The 17,905-nt window shown below is 56.6% G+C and carries 14 protein-coding genes; 8 read left to right on the top strand and 6 right to left on the bottom strand.

The features are described from left to right. Complete coding sequence (tamB, locus tag PGR79_RS19815) at positions 1–3,777, bottom strand: autotransporter assembly complex protein TamB (protein WP_430922339.1); 3,777 nt, start codon at positions 3,775–3,777, stop codon at positions 1–3. Beyond that, complete coding sequence (tamA, locus tag PGR79_RS19810; protein ID WP_063443878.1) at positions 3,774–5,507, bottom strand: autotransporter assembly complex protein TamA; 1,734 nt, start codon at positions 5,505–5,507, stop codon at positions 3,774–3,776. Before tamA ends, tamB begins: the two co-directional genes overlap by 4 nt. 202 nt (positions 5,508–5,709) lie before the next feature. On the opposite strand from tamA, the gene msrA reads away from it, so the two are divergent. Together msrA and PGR79_RS19800 are read left to right on the top strand one after the other, a co-directional pair. After that, positions 5,710–6,348 (top strand): peptide-methionine (S)-S-oxide reductase MsrA, encoded by a 639-nt coding sequence (gene msrA, locus PGR79_RS19805; protein WP_015368592.1) that lies wholly within the window; start codon positions 5,710–5,712, stop codon positions 6,346–6,348. A 180-nt stretch (positions 6,349–6,528) separates the two neighbouring features. Continuing rightward, on the top strand, positions 6,529–7,881 hold the full coding sequence (locus tag PGR79_RS19800; protein ID WP_015368593.1) for a hemolysin family protein: 1,353 nt from the start codon (positions 6,529–6,531) through the stop codon (positions 7,879–7,881). Positions 7,882–7,944: 63 nt separating this feature from the next. Here the strand turns inward: PGR79_RS19800 and PGR79_RS19795 are convergent, their stop codons facing one another. Beyond that, complete coding sequence (locus tag PGR79_RS19795) at positions 7,945–8,151, bottom strand: DUF1107 domain-containing protein (protein ID WP_015368594.1); 207 nt, start codon at positions 8,149–8,151, stop codon at positions 7,945–7,947. A 319-nt stretch (positions 8,152–8,470) separates the two neighbouring features. On the opposite strand from PGR79_RS19795, the gene PGR79_RS19790 reads away from it, so the two are divergent. Beyond that, positions 8,471–9,028: a YtfJ family protein gene (locus PGR79_RS19790; protein WP_430918867.1), complete on the top strand. Its 558-nt coding sequence runs from the start codon at positions 8,471–8,473 to the stop codon at positions 9,026–9,028. On the opposite strand, the gene cysQ is transcribed toward PGR79_RS19790, so the two are convergent. Then, complete coding sequence (gene cysQ / locus PGR79_RS19785; RefSeq protein ID WP_430922337.1) at positions 9,018–9,761, bottom strand: 3'(2'),5'-bisphosphate nucleotidase CysQ; 744 nt, start codon at positions 9,759–9,761, stop codon at positions 9,018–9,020. The two genes, PGR79_RS19790 and cysQ, sit on opposite strands and share 11 nt — an antisense overlap. Positions 9,762–9,952: 191 nt before the next feature. Between cysQ and PGR79_RS19780 the strand changes: the two genes are divergently transcribed. Further along, positions 9,953–11,896 (top strand): bifunctional 2',3'-cyclic-nucleotide 2'-phosphodiesterase/3'-nucleotidase, encoded by a 1,944-nt coding sequence (locus PGR79_RS19780; RefSeq protein WP_430922335.1) that lies wholly within the window; start codon positions 9,953–9,955, stop codon positions 11,894–11,896. Between the two features lie 280 nt (positions 11,897–12,176). Here the strand turns inward: PGR79_RS19780 and PGR79_RS19775 are convergent, their stop codons facing one another. After that, a complete protein-coding gene (locus PGR79_RS19775; RefSeq protein ID WP_087858307.1) occupies positions 12,177–12,548 on the bottom strand; it encodes a winged helix-turn-helix transcriptional regulator in 372 nt (123 codons plus the stop codon). A gap of 89 nt (positions 12,549–12,637) precedes the next feature. Here PGR79_RS19775 and PGR79_RS19770 point away from each other — a divergent pair, with 89 nt between their 5' ends. The 4 genes from PGR79_RS19770 to ytfE all read left to right on the top strand — a co-directional run bounded on the left by PGR79_RS19770 (position 12,638) and on the right by ytfE (position 16,190). Continuing rightward, complete coding sequence (locus PGR79_RS19770; RefSeq protein WP_045386747.1) at positions 12,638–13,486, top strand: SDR family oxidoreductase; 849 nt, start codon at positions 12,638–12,640, stop codon at positions 13,484–13,486. Between the two features lie 80 nt (positions 13,487–13,566). Further along, positions 13,567–14,391 carry an AraC family transcriptional regulator gene (locus tag PGR79_RS19765; RefSeq protein ID WP_020079805.1) on the top strand — a complete coding sequence of 275 codons (825 nt, stop codon included), beginning with the start codon at positions 13,567–13,569 and terminating at the stop codon, positions 14,389–14,391. A 76-nt stretch (positions 14,392–14,467) separates the two neighbouring features. Continuing rightward, complete coding sequence (locus PGR79_RS19760; protein ID WP_162750236.1) at positions 14,468–15,442, top strand: DMT family transporter; 975 nt, start codon at positions 14,468–14,470, stop codon at positions 15,440–15,442. A gap of 82 nt (positions 15,443–15,524) precedes the next feature. Further along, the gene (gene ytfE / locus PGR79_RS19755; protein WP_213317443.1) at positions 15,525–16,190 is read left to right on the top strand and encodes an iron-sulfur cluster repair protein YtfE; all 666 of its coding nucleotides are present in this window, start codon (positions 15,525–15,527) and stop codon (positions 16,188–16,190) included. Between the two features lie 64 nt (positions 16,191–16,254). Here ytfE and cycA read toward each other — a convergent pair whose 3' ends face one another. Continuing rightward, the gene (gene cycA, locus PGR79_RS19750) at positions 16,255–17,658 is read right to left on the bottom strand and encodes a D-serine/D-alanine/glycine transporter (protein ID WP_015368603.1); all 1,404 of its coding nucleotides are present in this window, start codon (positions 17,656–17,658) and stop codon (positions 16,255–16,257) included. Positions 17,659–17,905 lie beyond the last annotated feature (247 nt).

The following is a 17,905-nucleotide window of genomic DNA, read 5'->3' as shown; positions in this document are numbered from 1 at the left end:
CTAAAACTCAAACTGATAGAGCAAATCGAGAGCCTGGTCTACGCCAGACACCGCTTCCATATATAGCTTAGGCATCAGGCGATAACGCAGAGTAAGCGTCGCCAAAGAGTCGAAGATGCCGACGCCGTATTTTACCTGAAGACCTGGCAGCACATAGCCGCTGACTACCACCTGGGAGGAGTCGCCTACCCCCTGGGTATCCAGCGCCAAATTGCTTACGCCAAACGTCTCGCCGATTTTACCCACAACCTGACCACTTTGTGCAACCCCCATTCCAATAAGCATTGAGGTCATCGCCGCACTATCGCTCTGTTCGCTGCCTAAACCCTGACCGCGTAACAGATAAGAAAGCGCTTCCTGCTGCGACATTGCCGGGTCGGAGAAGATCTCGGCCTTCGGCTGATCGGCAGAACCGGTGACGCGAACGCCGGCGATCACGTCGTCTTCGGTGGCTTCCGGGTTACGAATCGCTTCGATATTGAGCAGCGGCTGATCCGGCGGCCCGGAGAACAGCAGCTCGCCTTTACGCACGATCAGATCCTGACCATAAGCGTGGAAACGACCTTCCGGAATATTGATCTGGCCATTGAGCCCCAGCCCCTGCTTATCCTGCGCCACTTTCAGATCGCCGGTCAGACGCGCTTTCAGGCCGAAAGCGTCCAGACGCACGTTGTTGCCGACGTGAATCGTCAGGTTGCTGTTGATCGGAATACCGGCGCTCTGCGGCTTAATCGGCTTCAGATCTTTATCCAGCATCACCTCATCGGAAGAGACGCCCACCGCGCTCTCCGGCACCTCGTTCACTACAATACGCGCCCAAGGTACGTCAACGCGGCCATCGAGGTTAAACAGGCTTGGCGTGGCGGTAAACACCACGTCCGGAGAAACATCCAGGCGGACCATCGGCGGCACGGTAATGCGCACCCGGCTGCCCTTCGCCGCAATCTGCGCGCGCCAGTTGTCGATTTGCGTCCAGTCGGCGTTGCCGCTCAGCGCAATCTGCCCCTGTTTGGTATTCACCGTCCCCTGCAGGGTCGAACGCGTTCCATTGAAGTTCATCGCCAGCTGGCTCGGCTGCATATCAAACGGCATAAAGTTGCCGTCGATATCAACGCCGCTCAACTGCATCTGACCAAACAGTTGCGGGCTCTGTAAGTTGCCGCCCAGACGCAGACGGGCATTAAGCTTGCCTTCTGCTTTCTCGCCGCGAGCGAAGATCGGGTTAATCATCGCCAGCGAGAAGTTGCTAATGTTGACGTTGCCGCCCAGGTTACGCCGCCCCTGCGGGTCGGTCACCTCCACCTGGCCATCAAGCTGGCCGTTGTTGGTCAGGCGTATCAGCCAGCCCAACTGCGCCCGGTTGTTATGCAGGTCGGCGCTGAGGTTAAGCGTATCGAAAGCCACCGGCAGCGGTGCGTCGTTGACCGTCTGGGTGACTTTGACGTTGCGCCCGCTGAGGGTGACTTTGCCCTGCGGCAGCCCCTCTTTGGTGGTATCCCAGCTCACATCGGCGTTACCGCTAAACACGCCGCTTGCCTGGGTCGCCTCCGGCATAAACGGCTTCAGCATCGCCAGATCGAAACGGTTGAGATTGACCACCGCGCGCCCGCTGGCGCCGGCATCGATGGTCTGCGGTACGCACAGCTCGGCATTCGGGTTGCTCCAGCAATGTGGCCCGATGCTGATTTTCTGTTCCTGATTACGGTAATCCAGCGCAATGTTGCGCGTCAGCGCTACCGGCCCGACCGGCGTCTGGAAACGGGTATTGCTCAGGGTGCCCTTCCAGCGCTCCTCTTTACGATCGAAGCTGCCCGCCAGCGTCAACTGGCCAGACACCGGCTCGCCCTGTACGCGCAGATGTAAATCATGCTGCTTCTCAGTCCCTTTGGCATTCAACTGCACCAGGCTGATGTTAACGCCCGGCTGGCTGATACGATCGACGCGTACGTCAAGATTACCGCCAATCTGGTCGCTGGATTTGACGTCGCCTTTGACGTTGACCTGAGCTACCGTCAGTTCCTGCCAGCGTAAAGCGCGAGCGGTGATATCCGCCAGCAGCTGCGGCGCATCGATGGTGCCGCGCACCTTCAGCAGACCTTTCGCCGTACCGCCGAGCCCCGGCAACGCGTTATCGAGATGCGGCGCATCGATGGTGGCGTCGAGATTGAGGTCTTTCACCCCCAGCTCGCCTTTCACATCGGCGCTGTTTGGGCCAAGCGCCAGATGCAGTCCAGGCACTTTCCACTGCATATAGCTGTTACCCTGCAGCGAGCCGTGGACATCCACTTTATTCTGTTTCACGTTGCCGGTAATTTTCAGCTCAGGAACCGCCATCTGCCAGCTGCTGCCATACAGGCTACCCTGGGTTTTGATAATCCCGTTCAGCTTCGACGGCCAGTCCGGCACCTCTTTGGCGGTATTAATGCCATCGAGGGTCAATTCGCCGCGCCAGCTGATCGCCTGCTGCCAGTCGAGCAACGCTTTCAGTTCGGTTTTCCCCTCCAGCGCCGCTACGGTCAGCTTATCCAGGTTCACCTGCTGTTCATTGCCTTTAGCATTAAGGGTAATTTTAGCCGGCGGCAGCGACTGTCCTTTCACCGCGGTACTAAACGCCATGGTGTAGTCGGTCATTTTGCCGCTGAATTTCAGATGCAGATCATCCGCCTGGAACTGTTTCTCGCCGGTAAACGGCCAGTACAGCTGCTTACTCTTCACTTCCATATTCAGCGGCAGACCGGCTTCCGCCAGCTGCGCTTCGGCGCGCAGGGTCATGGCCACCGAGCCGGCTAAATCAACGCCGACCTGCAGTTTTTTACGCAGCTCGCCGCCTACTTTCAGCTTCACCTTCTCGCCTTTCAGCGGGTCGATGTTCAGCGTGCTGTCGAGAGTAATATCGACCGGCCAGTTATCCTGCAGTTGCGCGGTGCCGGAAGCGGTAACCTTGCCCTGGTCGGAATCGACGTCCAGCGCATCAAGTTTCATCTGCCCGTCGATGCTGCTGACCTTCAGCAGCAGGTTGTAGACGGTCATATCGGTATCGCCGGTCAGGCGCAGCTGTTCGCCGCGGAACTCCTGAATATTAAGATTCAGCGGCAGATGCACATCGACCATTTCCGGCAGCACCGGCTGCGAGAACAGATCTTTCATCGTCTCGCCGAGAGGCTTCTCTTCCGGTTTCGGATGGTCAATTTTCGGCTCCACAACCTGCTCCTGCGCCACTTTCGCCACCTTCGGCAGGGCGATGAGTAACCCCTGCAGCGAGGTCGGCGTCAGTGTCAGGTTTTTCTCCTGCCAGTTCAGGCCGGTGGAGAAATCGCGCAGCGAAACGGCGGTGTCGTCGATTTTGACATTGACGTTATGCAGCGCCACGCGGCTGAGGGTAATGGGGTATGGCGTCGAGAGGTTCAGCGGGCCGGAATCTTCTTCCTCTACCGGCGCCGAAGGCGGCATCTTTTTGGTATCGATAGCGACGTAGATATCACGCAGCGAGATATCGTTAACGCACAGACTGCTATCCCACAGGCAGCGCAGCTTGACGCCGAGATGGAACTGGCCGGCCGTCACCGCTACGCCCGGCTGTTCGAAGCGTACGTTCTGTAAGGTCAGGTCACGCCAGCCGCCGGTAACCTTGCCGATCTCCAGCCCCGGCACCCAGCGGTCCGCCGCTTTCAGTACCAGATGCAAACCGGTAGTAGTGCCGACTAAAAAGCCGACCGCGCCAATCAGCAACACTAAAAAGAGTAATACGCCGAGGCTTATCTTCTTCCATAAATTCATAATTCAGGCCCCAGACCGATATAAAACTGTAAACCGTGTTCTTCTTTGTCGCCGATAGGTCTGGCGATATCCAGCTTGATCGGCCCGACCGGCGATTGCCAGCGCACGCCGACGCCCGCGCCGGTTTTAAAATCGCTTTTACGGATGTCGCTCACCGCTTCGCCGCTGTCAATAAACATCGCCCCCCACCATTTTCCGGTGACGTTGTATTGATACTCCAGCGAGCCTGTCGCCAGCTTTGACGCACCGATCAGCTTGCCGTCGTCATCTTTCGGCGAGATCGACTTGTATTTATAACCACGAATGCTGCGGTCGCCACCGGCGAAGAAACGCAGATCCGGCGGGACTTTGCTGAAGTCATCGGCTTCAATCCAGCCGAGGTTGCCGCGCACCACGAAGCGGTGGCGGTCATAGAGGGTGCGGATCCACACGTCCTGCGCCTGCATGACGATAAAGTTAATGTCCGAGCCCCACATGGTGTTGGAGTAGTCCACCGAATAGCGCTGGGAATCGCCCCAGGTCGGCATCAGGCCGCCGCGGGAGCGGGTGCGGTTTACCGAGACGCCGGGATAAAGCAGCATAGTGGTATTGGTGACGTTAGCCTGGGTAAAGTGGTCCAGACTCCAGCGCAGGTTAATCGCGCGCTGCCAGCCGCTCGACATCTCCCAATAGCGCGACAGCGCCAGGGTGGTGGAATCGGCCTTGGTATCGTTAAGGTCGGTACGCTTAAAACCGCCCTGCATCAGGTAATACTGCTCAAGCGGGCTTTTTAATAGCGGGACTTTATAGCTGAAATCGAGCTGCTGTTCCGGCGCGGAGAGGCTAACGCTGGAGGTCAGGCTGTGGCCGTAGGAGTTCATCCACGGCTTTTTCCACGTTGCTTTCACGCGCGGCCCGACGTCTGTCGAATAGCCGACCCCGGTTTCCACGGTGTTCTCTTTGCGTGGCGAAACGACGCCCTGCAGAGGCAGCACCTTGGTTTTACGTGATTTATCAAACTGCGGCGCGACGACCACCGAGTTAAACCAGCCGGTCGCCGCCAGGCGGCGGTTCAGCTCCGCCAAATCCTGCGAGGTGTAATAATCACCCTGTTTAAAGGGCACCAGGTTTTGCAGGTACTCTTCGCGGATCTGCGAACCGGTAAAGCTTACCGGGCCAAAGCGGTAGCGCTCGCCGCTGTTGTAGTCAATGTCCCAGAAAGCCTGATGGCGATCGAGCGACACGCCGAGCTGGCTTTTATTGAACTCGCTATCGAAATAGCCTTTGCGCAGCGCCACCTTGGTGAGCGAGCTTTTGAAGCCGTCATAATCACTGTGATTGAGCACCGTGCCAATTGCCGGACGCGTTTTCAGCAGATCCAGGTAATCGCGGTCGGTGCGCGCGCCGCCGCGCAGGATCACCTCGGTGCCGCCAATGCGCACCGGCTCGCCGGGAGTCACTTTGGCAATCAGCACCTGACGCCCTTTTTTGGGCGGCGGACGCAGATCGAAATCGATGGTGGGTTCATAGTAACCCAGCGCTTTCAGGCCCTCGCGGATGGCGTCATCGACGCGCGCGCGAAAACGACGGTCCGGCGTGACCTCATCGCTCTGGATCGTGGATAGTTGGGCGCGGACGTTTTTTTCCAGTTCCCCGGATAACCCCTCAACCTGCAAACGCACATTCGCTGCGCTGGCGACCCCGCTGACCAGCAAAAGGCTGGTAACGCATATCTGGCGGATTTGTTGCACGTGTTCTCCTGAATATCCTTGTTTCCCCCCGAAGGAAACGCAAGTGCCGCTCCACGGCTTAACAAAACCCTAACAACTAAGGGTTGAAAAAGTGACGGTAACCCAAATAATTCTTATGTTTAAATTTAGACGTATTGAGCGTGTTTATTGTCTAAAAAGATACGCGACGTTACAACCTTAACCACAAATTGCGAGGCCAACCGTGAGTCTATTTGATAAAACGCATCTTGTCGCCCAGGCGGATGCGCTGCCGGGGCGCAACACGCCGATGCCGGTAGCAACACTCCACGCCGTTAACGGCCACTCAATGACCAACGTTCCTGAAGGAATGGAGGTAGCGCTGTTCGCGATGGGCTGCTTCTGGGGCGTCGAGCGTCTGTTCTGGCAATTGCCGGGGGTCTACAGCACCGCGGCGGGCTATACCGGCGGCTACACGCCAAACCCTACCTATCGTGAAGTGTGCAGCGGCGATACCGGGCATGCGGAAGCGGTGCGCGTGGTATATGACCCGCAGGTCATCAGCTATGAACAACTGCTGCAGGTTTTCTGGGAGAACCACGATCCAGCGCAAGGGATGCAGCAGGGTAACGACCACGGCACGCAGTACCGTTCGGCTATCTACCCGCTGACGCCGGAACAGCTTGAAGCGGCGCAGGCCAGCATGCTGCGTTACCAGGCAGCGATGCGCGACGCCAACGATACCCGCGAGATCACCACTGAAATCGCCACGGCAAAACCGTTCTACTATGCCGAGGACGATCATCAGCAGTACCTGCACAAAAATCCGTACGGCTACTGCGGTATCGGCGGGATTGGCGTTTGCCTCCCTCCGCAGGCGTAATCCTGTAGAAGAGGCCGCTGGCGAGAATAATTATCGCTCTGGTGGCTTTACAGACATTTACGCTATACTACGCTGTGTCATAGCCGGTCCAGCGCCTTCGGACCGGTTTTTTATGTATTCCACATTAAAAGAGTTATCCACTTCCCTTCCGAGGATCTGGCCTCAACGGTCAGAAAAGATATGTTAAACAGTATTTTAGTAATACTTTTCCTTATTGCCGTCAGTGCATTTTTTTCGATCTCTGAAATCTCACTGGCCGCATCACGTAAAATCAAACTCAAATTGCTGGCTGATGAAGGCAATGTGAATGCGCAGCGCGTTCTCAAAATGCAGGAAAACCCTGGCACCTTCTTCACCGTCGTGCAGATCGGCCTCAACGCCGTGGCCATTCTGGGTGGTATCGTCGGCGATGCCGCATTTTCACCCGCGTTTCACAGCGTATTGAGCCGCTACATGTCGCCGGAGCTTTCCGAGCAGCTGAGCTTTATTTTCTCTTTCACCCTGGTCACCAGCTTGTTCATCCTGTTTGCTGACCTGACGCCGAAACGCATCGGTATGATTGCGCCAGAAGCCGTGGCTTTGCGCATCATCAACCCGATGCGCTTCTGTTTACTGGTCTTCCGCCCGCTGGTGTGGCTGTTTAACGGCATGGCGAACAACATCTTCCGCTTGTTTAAAATCCCGATGGTGCGTAAAGACGACATCACCTCCGATGATATCTACGCGGTGGTGGAAGCCGGCGCGCTGGCCGGGGTGCTGCGTAAACAGGAACACGAATTAATTGAAAACGTCTTTGAGCTGGAATCCCGTACCGTCCCCTCTTCGATGACGCCGCGCGAAAACGTGATTTGGTTCGATTTACACGAAGACGAGCAGAGCCTGAAGAATAAAGTGGCGGAACATCCGCACTCCAAGTTCCTGGTATGTAACGAGGATATCGATCACATCATCGGCTACGTCGATTCAAAAGACCTGCTGAACCGCGTGCTGGCAAATCAGAGCCTGGTGTTAACCGGCGGCGTGCAGATCCGCAATACGCTGATCGTGCCGGATACCCTGACGCTCTCTGAAGCGCTGGAAAGCTTTAAAACCGCCGGCGAAGACTTCGCGGTGATCATGAACGAATACGCGCTGGTGGTGGGGATTATCACTCTCAACGACGTCATGACCACCCTGATGGGCGACCTGGTCGGCCAGGGGCTGGAAGAGCAAATCGTCGCCCGCGATGAGAACTCATGGTTAATTGACGGCGGGACGCCGATCGACGACGTAATGCGCGTGCTGGATATCGATGAATTCCCGCAGTCCGATAATTACGAGACCATCGGCGGCTTTATGATGTTCATGCTGCGTAAGATCCCGAAACGCACCGATGCGGTGAAGTTCTCTGGCTACAAGTTTGAAGTGGTGGATATCGATAACTACCGTATCGACCAACTACTGGTTACCCGTATCGACAACAAACCAACGGTGCTGGTACCGAAACTGCCTGATATCGAAGAAGCGGCGAAGAAAGAAAAAGGCGCGGCGTAAGCGGCCCTGAAAACATCAACGGCTCCCATCGGGAGCCGTTTTTTTTCGTGCCGTCATACCACGTTATGCGGTCTCAGTTTGCAGACGCATAACCTGACGATTGACTTCGGACATCACTGAGAAATGCAGCTTGTCCTTAACCTTCGGGATAAGGATTTTGCCCTTATCAAATTCAAAAGCGCCAACGTCCTTGATGTACAACCGTCCACGAAACAGGATCTTCACGTACTTCGCCACTTGCAGCGGATTGTAGCGTTGGAAAATTTTCATTGTTGTCTCCTGCCAGGGTTACGCTCCTGCGGTGCCACAGTTAGCCCGCGTATCGGGAGCGCAAATTTTAATGCCCTAAAACTATAGTCCAGATTTCCGAAGTCACCCAGTCTGTAGAAGTTTTTTTACCCTTTGATGACAATAATTCAGAATTTTCGTTTCAGGCATACGTAGTTGTTAGTATAAGTTTCCGTTTTTTATTGAATGTGTGCGTTGGCACGCAAACTGGCATCACGCTTGCGGGTAATGGCGACAATTCGCACTTATCATTAAACAAGACCAAGTGGTCGGATCACCTGCATATAAAAAAGGATATCTCATGACCCTACGTAAGTTGCTGGCGGTTTCCGCCCTCCTGTTACCGCTTATGGCTTCGGCGCATAATTTTGTCGATGGTCAGCGCGTCGCGCCGGTAGGCATCGCCGATCGCGGAGAACTGATACTGAATAACGATAAGTTTAGCTACAAAAACTGGAATAGCTCGCAGCTGGCGGGAAAAGTGCGCGTCATCCAGCATATTGCCGGGCGCACCTCGGCAAAAGAGAAAAATGCCAATCTGATTGAGGCGATTAAGGCGGCTGGCCTGCCGCACGACCGCTACCAGACCACCACCATCGTCAATACCGACGACGCGATCCCCGGCTCCGGGATGTTCGTGCGCAGCAGCATCGAGAGCAACAAGCAGCTCTATCCGTGGTCGCAGTTTATCGTCGACAGCAATGGCCTCGCGCGCAAAGCCTGGCAGCTCGATGAAGGCAGTTCGGCAATTGTGGTGTTAGATAAAAACGGCCGTGTTCAGTGGGCAAAAGACGGCGCGCTGACCCAGCAAGAGGTGCAGCAGGTCGTCGACCTGCTGCATAAGCTGCTTAATAAATAGAGACCCGGAAGCCGGGGTTGAGGAAGGATTCACGCGGCGTGTAGTCAAGAGTTTTGCCTTGCCAGTCGTGAACATGCGCCCCGGCGGCTACCGCGATCGCATGACCGGCAGCGGTGTCCCAGGTGCTGGTCGGCCCGAAGCGCGGATAGAGCTGCGCCTGGCCTTCCGCCACCAGGCAGAATTTCAGCGACGAACCGATTGAGGTGGTCTGGTGCTCGCCCAGTTGCTCCAGATACTCCTGCAGCTCCGGGTCATTACTATGGGAGCGGCTAATCACCACCAGCGGCGGGCGAGCATCGCGAACCTGAATCTGCTTGCGCACGCCACACTCTTCTTTCCACGCCTTGCCATTTTGCGCGCTGTACATCACTTTCATCACCGGTGCGTACACCACGCCCAGCGTCGGTTTACCGTTTTCAATCAGCGCGATATTAACGGTGAATTCGCCATTGCGCTTGATAAATTCTTTGGTGCCGTCCAGCGGGTCGACCAGCCAGTAGCGCTGCCAGTGCTGACGCACTTCCCACGCCGGCGGATCCTCTTCGGAGAGGATGGGGATTGTGGCATCCAGCGCCTGCAGGCCGCTGACAATGACTTTATGCGCGGCGATATCCGCCGCGGTAACCGGAGAATCATCCTTTTTGCTGCTCACATCCATCGGCTGGTTCCCATCGTAGACATCCATGATGGCATCGCCCGCGGTCCGTGCAAGCTGACATACTTGTTCTAACATTCTCCACCTCTTCTGGTTACAGTGGCGTTAACTCGTTGTTTTATTTATATCGCATCATCACCAGTTCCGCTATCTGTGATAACACTAGCGGTTTCCATTCACGCTTTTCTGGCAGAATTCACAATTCTGTAAGCAACAGAATGTAAATACATTTTCTTTTGTGCCATTGCTCATAAAAAAGGACGCCTCTGATGATTAAGTTTAGCGCAACGCTGCTGGCCACGCTGGTGGCGGCCAGCGTCAACGCGGCGACGGTCGACCTGCGGATCATGGAAACCACCGATCTGCACAGCAATATGATGGATTTCGATTACTACAAAGATGCCGCGACGGAAAAATTCGGCCTGGTCAGAACCGCCAGCCTGATTGAACAAGCCCGCGCGGAAGCGAAAAACAGCGTGCTGGTGGATAACGGTGATGTTATTCAGGGTAGTCCACTGGGCGACTATATGGCGGCAAAAGGGCTCAAAGAGGGGGATGTGCATCCGGTTTACAAGGCGATGAACACCCTGAATTACGCCGTCGGCAACCTGGGCAACCATGAATTTAACTATGGCCTCGACTTCCTGCATAAAGCGCTAGCCGGGGCGAAGTTCCCTTACGTTAATGCCAATATTATTGATGTAAAAACCGGGAAACCGATGTTTACGCCCTACCTGATTCAGGATACCCAGGTTCAGGATAGCGATGGTCAGCCCCATACCCTGCGCATCGGCTACATCGGTTTTGTGCCGCCGCAGATCATGACCTGGGATAAAGCCAACCTCAACGGCAAGGTGAAGGTCAACGACATCACCGAAACCGCGCGCAAGTACGTGCCGGAGATGCGCGCGAAAGGCGCTGATGTGGTCGTGGTGGTCGCGCATTCAGGGCTCTCCGCCGATCCGTATCAGGCAATGGCGGAAAACTCGGTCTACTACTTAAGCCAGGTACCCGGCGTTGACGCCATCATGTTCGGCCACGCCCACGCGGTGTTCCCCGGTAAAGACTTCGCCACCATTAAAGGCGCAGATATCGCCAAAGGTACGCTGAACGGGATCCCGGCGGTGATGCCGGGAATGTGGGGCGATCATCTCGGGGTGGTCGATTTAGTGCTGAATAACGATAGCGGTAAATGGCAAGTGGCTCAGGCCAAAGCCGAAGCGCGACCTATTTACGACGCGGTAGCGAAAAAGTCGCTGGCGGCGGAAGATAGTAAAATGGTGGCGGTGCTGAAAGCCGATCACGACGCCACACGCGAATTCGTCAGCAAGCCTATCGGCAAGTCCGCCGACAACATGTACAGCTACCTGGCGCTGGTGCAGGACGACCCGACGGTGCAGGTGGTCAACATGGCGCAAAAGGCCTATGTCGAGCACTACATCCAGGGCGATCCGGATCTGGCTAAACTGCCGGTACTCTCCGCCGCCGCGCCGTTTAAAGTAGGCGGGCGTAAAAACGATCCAGCAAGCTTTGTCGAAGTGGAAAAAGGCCAGCTCACCTTCCGTAACGCCGCCGACCTCTATCTCTACCCGAACACGCTGGTGGTGATGAAGGTAAGCGGTAAAGAGGTCAAGGAGTGGCTCGAATGCTCAGCCGGGCAGTTTAACCAGATTGACCCCGCCAGCAGCAAACCGCAGTCGCTGATTAACTGGGACGGGTTCCGCACCTATAACTTCGACGTGATTGACGGCGTAAATTACCAGATCGATGTGAGTCAACCGGCGCGCTACGACGGCGAGTGCCAGATGATTCACCCGCAGTCAGAACGCATTAAAGACCTGACCTTTAACGGTAAGCCTATCGATCCGCAGGCCACCTTCCTCGTCGCCACCAATAACTATCGCGCCTACGGCGGCAAATTCGCCGGTACCGGCGACGACCATATCGCTTTTGCCTCCCCGGACGAAAACCGTTCGGTGCTGGCGGCGTGGATTGGCGCGCAGTCGAAGAAGGATGGTGCGATCCATCCGGCGGCGGATAACAACTGGCGTCTGGCGCCGATTCACAGCAAAACGCCGCTGGATATTCGCTTTGAGACCTCGCCTGGCGACAAAGCCGCGGCGTTTATCAAAGAGAAAGCACAGTATCCGATGCGGCAGGTAGCGACCGATGATATCGGTTTCGCTATTTATCAGCTGGATTTGAGTCAATAATGCCTGTTCCCCGGTGGCGCTGCGCTTACCGGGGCTACAAAGCGGAGCTGACTGGTAGCCCGGATTAGGCGCCAGTCGCTATCCGGGTATATCTCCCCGGTGGCGCTGCGCTTACCGGGGCTACAAAGCGGAGCTGGCTGGTAGCCCGGATTAGGCGCCAGCCGCTATCCGGGTACAGCTCCCCGGTGGCGCTGCGCTTACCGGGGCTACAAAGCGGAGGTGGCTGGTAGCCCGGATAAGGCGCCAGCCACTATCCGGGGTTACAGAGAGTGATACTTTTTCACTCCCCGTGGTTAGCCAGCACCGCGGGGAGATTCAGCTCGATCCAGTCCGCCAGCGCCGCCACCTTCTCGCTCACCTGCAGACCGAGCGGCGTCAGGCTATATTCAACATGCGGCGGCACCACCGGATACGAGACGCGGTCGATAAAGCCATCCAGTTCCAGCGCCTGTAAGGATTGCGCCAGCATTTTTTCGCTGACGCCACCCATTTTGCGCCGCAGATCGCTAAAGCGGTGAGTCCCCTCGCGAAGCGCCACCAGAATCAACACGCCCCAGCGGCTGGTCACGTGTTTTAGCACATCACGCGACGGGCACTGTTCAGCAAACAGATCCCCGTTGCGCAGTTTGTCGCTCAGCGTCGGTTCGGCCATTTTATACTTACCTTTTTGTACGTACTTACTAAAAGTTAGTTAAGGTGTTAGCTTACCACAACTGCCAATGAACACGAAGGAGAAGAACTATGATCGCGATTACCGGCGCCACCGGCCAGCTTGGCCAGCACGTACTGCATGATCTGTTAAAAACCGTCCCCGCCAGCCAGATTGTGGCGATTGTCCGCAACCCGGCGAAAGCGCAAGCGCTCAGCCAGCAGGGCGTGATTGTGCGCCAGGCCGAATACGGCGATGAAGCCGCGCTTACTGCCGCGCTGCAGGGGGTTGATAAACTGCTATTAATCTCATCAAGCGAGGTCGGCCAGCGTGCCGTCCAGCACCGTAACGTCATCAACGCCGCCAAAGCCGCTGGGGTGAAATTTATCGCCTATACCAGCCTGCTGCACGCCGATACCTCACCGCTGGGCCTGGCCGGTGAACATATCGAAACCGAACAAATGCTGGCTGATTCCGGTATTCCTTACGCGCTGCTGCGCAACGGCTGGTATACCGAAAACTATCTGGCCAGCGCGCCGCCGGCGCTGGAACACGGCGTGTTTATTGGCGCCGCCGGGGAGGGTAAAATCGCCTCCGCCACCCGTGCCGATTATGCCGCCGCCGCCGCCCACGTTATCGCCGGCGAGGGCCATGCCGGGAAAGTTTACGAACTGGCGGGAGACAACGCCTGGACTCTGAGCGAACTGGCTGCCGAGCTGAGCAAGCAAAGCGGGAAAAATGTGGTTTATCAGAACCTCAGCGAAGCCGATTTCGCCGCCGCGTTGAAGAACGTCGGCCTGCCGGCCGGGCTTGCCGATATGCTGGCGGATTCCGATACCGGCGCGTCGAAAGGCGGACTGTTTGACGACAGCCGCACCCTGAGCAAACTGATTGGCCGCCCGACCACGTCGCTTGCCGATAGCGTAAAAGGCATCATCTAACCAATCCCTGTCAGTTTTTGCGGTTGCGTCCCGGCGCTTCATCTCTAATATTGAAGGGATGAATCGTCGGGAGACACGGCATGCAGGGCGTACCACCACAATTTAGCGATGAAAAAGACCGCGCGCGCTTTCGCCATCTCGAACAACTTCCCGGCGTAGAGCTCTATCACGCCCATATTTCTCGTTATGCCTTTGAACCGCATACCCACGAAGCCTTCGGCATCGGCGTGATTGAACAAGGCGCCGAACGCTTTCGCTATCGCGGTAGTCAGCACGTCGCTTCAGCCAATTCCATCGTCACCATGAATCCGGATGAGCTCCATACCGGCGAGGCGGAAACCGCCGAAGGCTGGCGCTACCGGATGATTTATCTGGAGCCGGATCGGCTGGAAGCCTTCACCGGCGTTCGCCACTGGTGGTTCAGTGAGGTCGTGCGCCAGGAGCCGCAGCGCGCCCGGCAAATCGGCCAACTGATTTACGGCCTGTGGCACGCTGACGATCCGCTGGCGCAGCAAGGGATGCTACTCGACCTGGTTGATACCTTCCGCCCGCTGGCTCACCATGCGCCAATGGCGCCGGAAGCGGCGCACCGCTTCGATCGGGTACGCGACTACCTGCACGATAACTATATGCGCGCCGTCAGCCTTGATGAACTGGCGCAGGTGGCAGCGCTCAGCCCCTATCACTTCCAGCGCCAGTTTAAAGCCCACTTTCACGTTACCCCGCACCAGATGCTGATGGCGATTCGCCTGTGGCGCGCCAAGGCGTTTCTGACCCACGGCATGCCCGCCGCCGAAGTGGCCATCGCCGCCGGATTAACCGACCAGTCACATTTAACCCGCGCCTTCACCCGTCGCTACGGCATCACGCCGGTGCGTTATCAAAAACAGGTCGCCGGGCGCTAAAGCGCAATCTCATACAATATTCTTACCCTCGCGCCCTCCTACACTTGGCGCAAGCAAACTGAAGATGGATGTCATCATGATTAGCGGCGTGTTGTATGCCCTGCTGGCGGGGTTAATGTGGGGGCTGATTTTCGTCGGCCCGTTGCTGGTGCCGGAATATCCCGCGGTGCTGCAGTCGATGGGGCGCTATCTGGCGCTGGGACTTATCGCCTTGCCGCTGGCGTGGCTCGGCCGCGCGCGTCTGCGGCAGCTGAACGGCAAGGATTGGTGGACCGCGCTGGCGCTGACCATGATGGGGAACCTGATCTATTACTTCTGTCTTGCCAGCGCCATTCAGCGCACCGGCGCGCCGGTCTCGACAATGATTATCGGCACCCTGCCGGTAGTATTGCCGGTGTGCGCCAACCTACTGTATAGCCAGCGCGATGGCAAGCTACCGTGGCGGCGGCTATTTCCGGCGCTAATCTGTATCGCCCTGGGGCTGGTGTGCGTCAACGTGGCGGAGCTGCAGCACGGGCTTCCTGATTTCAGCCCGTGGCGCTATGGTTCGGGCATTGTTCTCGCGCTGATCGCCGTCGTCTGCTGGGCGTGGTACGCCCTGCGCAACGCCCGCTGGCTGCGTGAAAACCCGGATAAGCCGCCGATGATGTGGGCCACCGCGCAGGCGTTGGTCACCCTGCCGGTATCGCTGGTCGGTTATATTGCCGCCTGCGGATGGCTGCAGGGCCAGCATAGCGACTTCCCGCTCCCCTTCGGCCCGCGCCCGGCGGTGTTCATCGTCCTGATGCTGGCGATCGCCGTGCTCTGCTCGTGGGTCGGCGCACTGTGCTGGAACATTGCCAGCCAGCGCCTGCCGACGGTGATCCTCGGGCCGCTGATCGTCTTCGAGACGCTGGCCGGTCTGCTGTACACCTTCCTGCTACGCCAGAGTCTGCCTCCGCTGCTGACGCTGAGCGGGATCCTGCTGCTGGTGCTCGGTGTGGTGTCGGCGGTTCGCGCCCGCCCGGAAAAACCGGTTCTGCAGGAACTGCGCGTCGAGCCAAAAAAATAGCCTGGTATCCTAAAGGGGTATTCCCATGGATTAAAGATGCATTTAATATACATCTTATATTCTTGATGACGAGGTAACTGCTATGGCTTTCCGTGACCAACCTTTAGGCGAGCTGGCGCTGAGCATCCCGCGCGCCTCCGCGCTGTTCCGTAAATACGATATGGATTACTGCTGCGGCGGCAAACAAACCCTGGATCGCGCGGCGGCGCGCAAAGCGCTGGACGTCGCGGCGATTGAAGCCGAACTGGCAAAACTGGCCGAGCAGCCGATCGAGCGCGACTGGCGCGCCGCGCCGTTCACCGACATCATCGACCACATCATCGTTCGCTATCATGATCGTCACCGTGAACAGCTGCCGGAACTGATCCTGCAGGCAACCAAGGTTGAACGCGTCCACGCCGATAAACCGAACGTGCCAAAAGGGCTAACTAAATACCTGACCATGCTGCACCAGGAGCTCTCCAGCCACATGATGAAAGAAGAGCAGATTCTGTTCCCGATGATCAAACAGGGGATGGGAACCCAGGCCGGTGGTCCTATCAGCGTGATGGAAAGCGAGCACGACGAGGCGGGCGAACTGTTGGAAGTCATCAAGCACATCACCCATAACGTGACACCGCCGCCGGAAGCCTGCACCACCTGGAAAGCGATGTACAACGGCATTAACGAGATGATTGACGACCTGATGGAGCACATCAGTCTGGAAAATAACGTGCTGTTCCCGCGTGCCCTCGCCGGAAAATCATAAAAAAAGGCGCCCGCAGGCGCCCTCTCGACATTGTCAGTTTATTGGCCACTCCGGGTGGCCTTTTTTATTTCGCCAGACGTTTTTTACCGGCAAACAGCCAGCCTGCGCCCAGCAGAACAAACCACAGCGGGGTGACCATCAGCGCCTCGCGGGTATCATCTTCCAGCGTCAACAGCACCAGTACGAAGACGAAGAAGGCCATGCACACCCAGCACATCACTTTACCCAGCGGCATCTTATAGATGGACTTCTCGTGCAGCTGCGGACGCTTTTTACGATAGACCAGGTAAGAGCAGAGGATAATGGTCCAGACGAACATGAACAGAATTGCCGACACCGTGGTGATCATGGTGAACGCGGCAATCACGCTCGGGTTGACCATCAACATCACCACGCCGCCCAGCAGGCACATGCAGGAGAAGGTTAAGCCCTTCGCCGGCACCGCACGTTTAGACAACTTGGCGAACATTTTCGGCGCCTGACCTTCCTGCGCCAGACCGAACAGCATACGGCTGGTGGAGAACACTCCGCTGTTAGCGGAAGAGGCGGCGGAAGTCAGTACCACGAAGTTGATCAGGCTGGCGGCAGCCGGCAGGCCGACCAGAACAAACAGTTCAACGAACGGGCTCTTGCTCGGCACGACGGAGCTCCACGGTGTCACCGACATAATCACAATCAGCGCGAAGACGTAGAACATAATGATACGCAGCGGAATGGAGTTGATCGCCCGCGGCAGCGATTTTTCCGGGTCCTTGGTTTCCGCCGCGGTGGTACCCACCAGCTCAATACCCACGAAGGCGAATACCGCTATCTGGAAACCGGCAAAGAAGCCGCTGAGGCCTTTCGGGAACCAGCCGCCGTCATTCCACAGATGCGCGAATGAGGCTTCAACGCCGGTCGGCGATTTAAAGTGCATCATCACCATCACCAGGCCGACCACGATCAGCGCCACGATGGCGACGATTTTGATCATCGCGAACCAGAACTCCATTTCGCCAAACATCTTCACGGTAGCGAGGTTCAGGCCCAGCAGCAGCAGGATAACCGCCAGCGAAGCGACCCAGTCAGAAAGTCCGGGGAACCAGAACTGCGCGTAGGCGGTGATGGCGACAACGTCCGCCATCCCGGTGACCACCCAGCAGAACCAGTAGGTCCAGCCGGTAAAATACCCCGCCCACGGCCCTAACAGGTCGGAGGCGAAATCACTGAATGATTTATATTCGAGGTTTGACAGCAGCAATTCGCCCATCGCGCGCATGACGAAGAACAGCATAAAACCGATGATCATATAAACAAAAATAATGGATGGCCCGGCGAGACTGATGGTCTTGCCGGAACCCATAAACAGCCCGGTGCCGATCGCCCCGCCGATAGCAATAAGCTGAATATGCCGGTTAGTGAGATTTCGCCGTAGCGATTGTTCAGTCGTCTCCTGCTCGTCGGCAACGACTTTGACCTGATCTACCATGTGATTTTCTTCCTGTTGTACCTGTCTGTGTTGTTCAGGCTCTGTTGGCCTGTCATTTGTCGCAACCCTGGCAAGAGGGTTTATCGATATTAGGTAAGAATCGGAGGGATGAATACTATGATTTAGATATAATGTTAATTTTATGTTTAAAGTGAGTGTTATATCACCAATGTAACGCGAAACAGCTCACAAAAATACACTCAACGAACTTATATGCAATACAAAATTCCAATAAATTTATAACTTA

The sequence above is a fragment of the Klebsiella sp. 141161 genome (assembly GCF_050600815.1).
In the GTDB taxonomy this organism is placed as follows: domain Bacteria; phylum Pseudomonadota; class Gammaproteobacteria; order Enterobacterales; family Enterobacteriaceae; genus Klebsiella; species Klebsiella aerogenes.
Note: the sequence above shows the minus strand (reverse complement) of the source record. Positions and strands in the feature narration are given on the sequence as shown.

Bases quoted from the DNA above. Each gene is read 5' to 3' on its own strand.
- tamB (WP_430922339.1), bottom strand. From the start codon at position 3,777: ATGAATTTATGGAAGAAGATAAGCCTCGGCGTATTACTCTTTTTAGTG.
- PGR79_RS19760 (WP_162750236.1), top strand. From the start codon at position 14,468: ATGATTAGCGGCGTGTTGTATGCCCTGCTGGCGGGGTTAATGTGGGGG.
- PGR79_RS19795 (WP_015368594.1), bottom strand. From the start codon at position 8,151: ATGAAAATTTTCCAACGCTACAATCCGCTGCAAGTGGCGAAGTACGTG.
- ytfE (WP_213317443.1), top strand. From the start codon at position 15,525: ATGGCTTTCCGTGACCAACCTTTAGGCGAGCTGGCGCTGAGCATCCCG.
- cysQ (WP_430922337.1), bottom strand. From the start codon at position 9,761: ATGTTAGAACAAGTATGTCAGCTTGCACGGACCGCGGGCGATGCCATC.
- PGR79_RS19800 (WP_015368593.1), top strand. From the start codon at position 6,529: ATGTTAAACAGTATTTTAGTAATACTTTTCCTTATTGCCGTCAGTGCA.
- cycA (WP_015368603.1), bottom strand. From the start codon at position 17,658: ATGGTAGATCAGGTCAAAGTCGTTGCCGACGAGCAGGAGACGACTGAA.
- PGR79_RS19790 (WP_430918867.1), top strand. From the start codon at position 8,471: ATGACCCTACGTAAGTTGCTGGCGGTTTCCGCCCTCCTGTTACCGCTT.
- PGR79_RS19770 (WP_045386747.1), top strand. From the start codon at position 12,638: ATGATCGCGATTACCGGCGCCACCGGCCAGCTTGGCCAGCACGTACTG.
- PGR79_RS19780 (WP_430922335.1), top strand. From the start codon at position 9,953: ATGATTAAGTTTAGCGCAACGCTGCTGGCCACGCTGGTGGCGGCCAGC.
- PGR79_RS19765 (WP_020079805.1), top strand. From the start codon at position 13,567: ATGCAGGGCGTACCACCACAATTTAGCGATGAAAAAGACCGCGCGCGC.
- PGR79_RS19775 (WP_087858307.1), bottom strand. From the start codon at position 12,548: ATGGCCGAACCGACGCTGAGCGACAAACTGCGCAACGGGGATCTGTTT.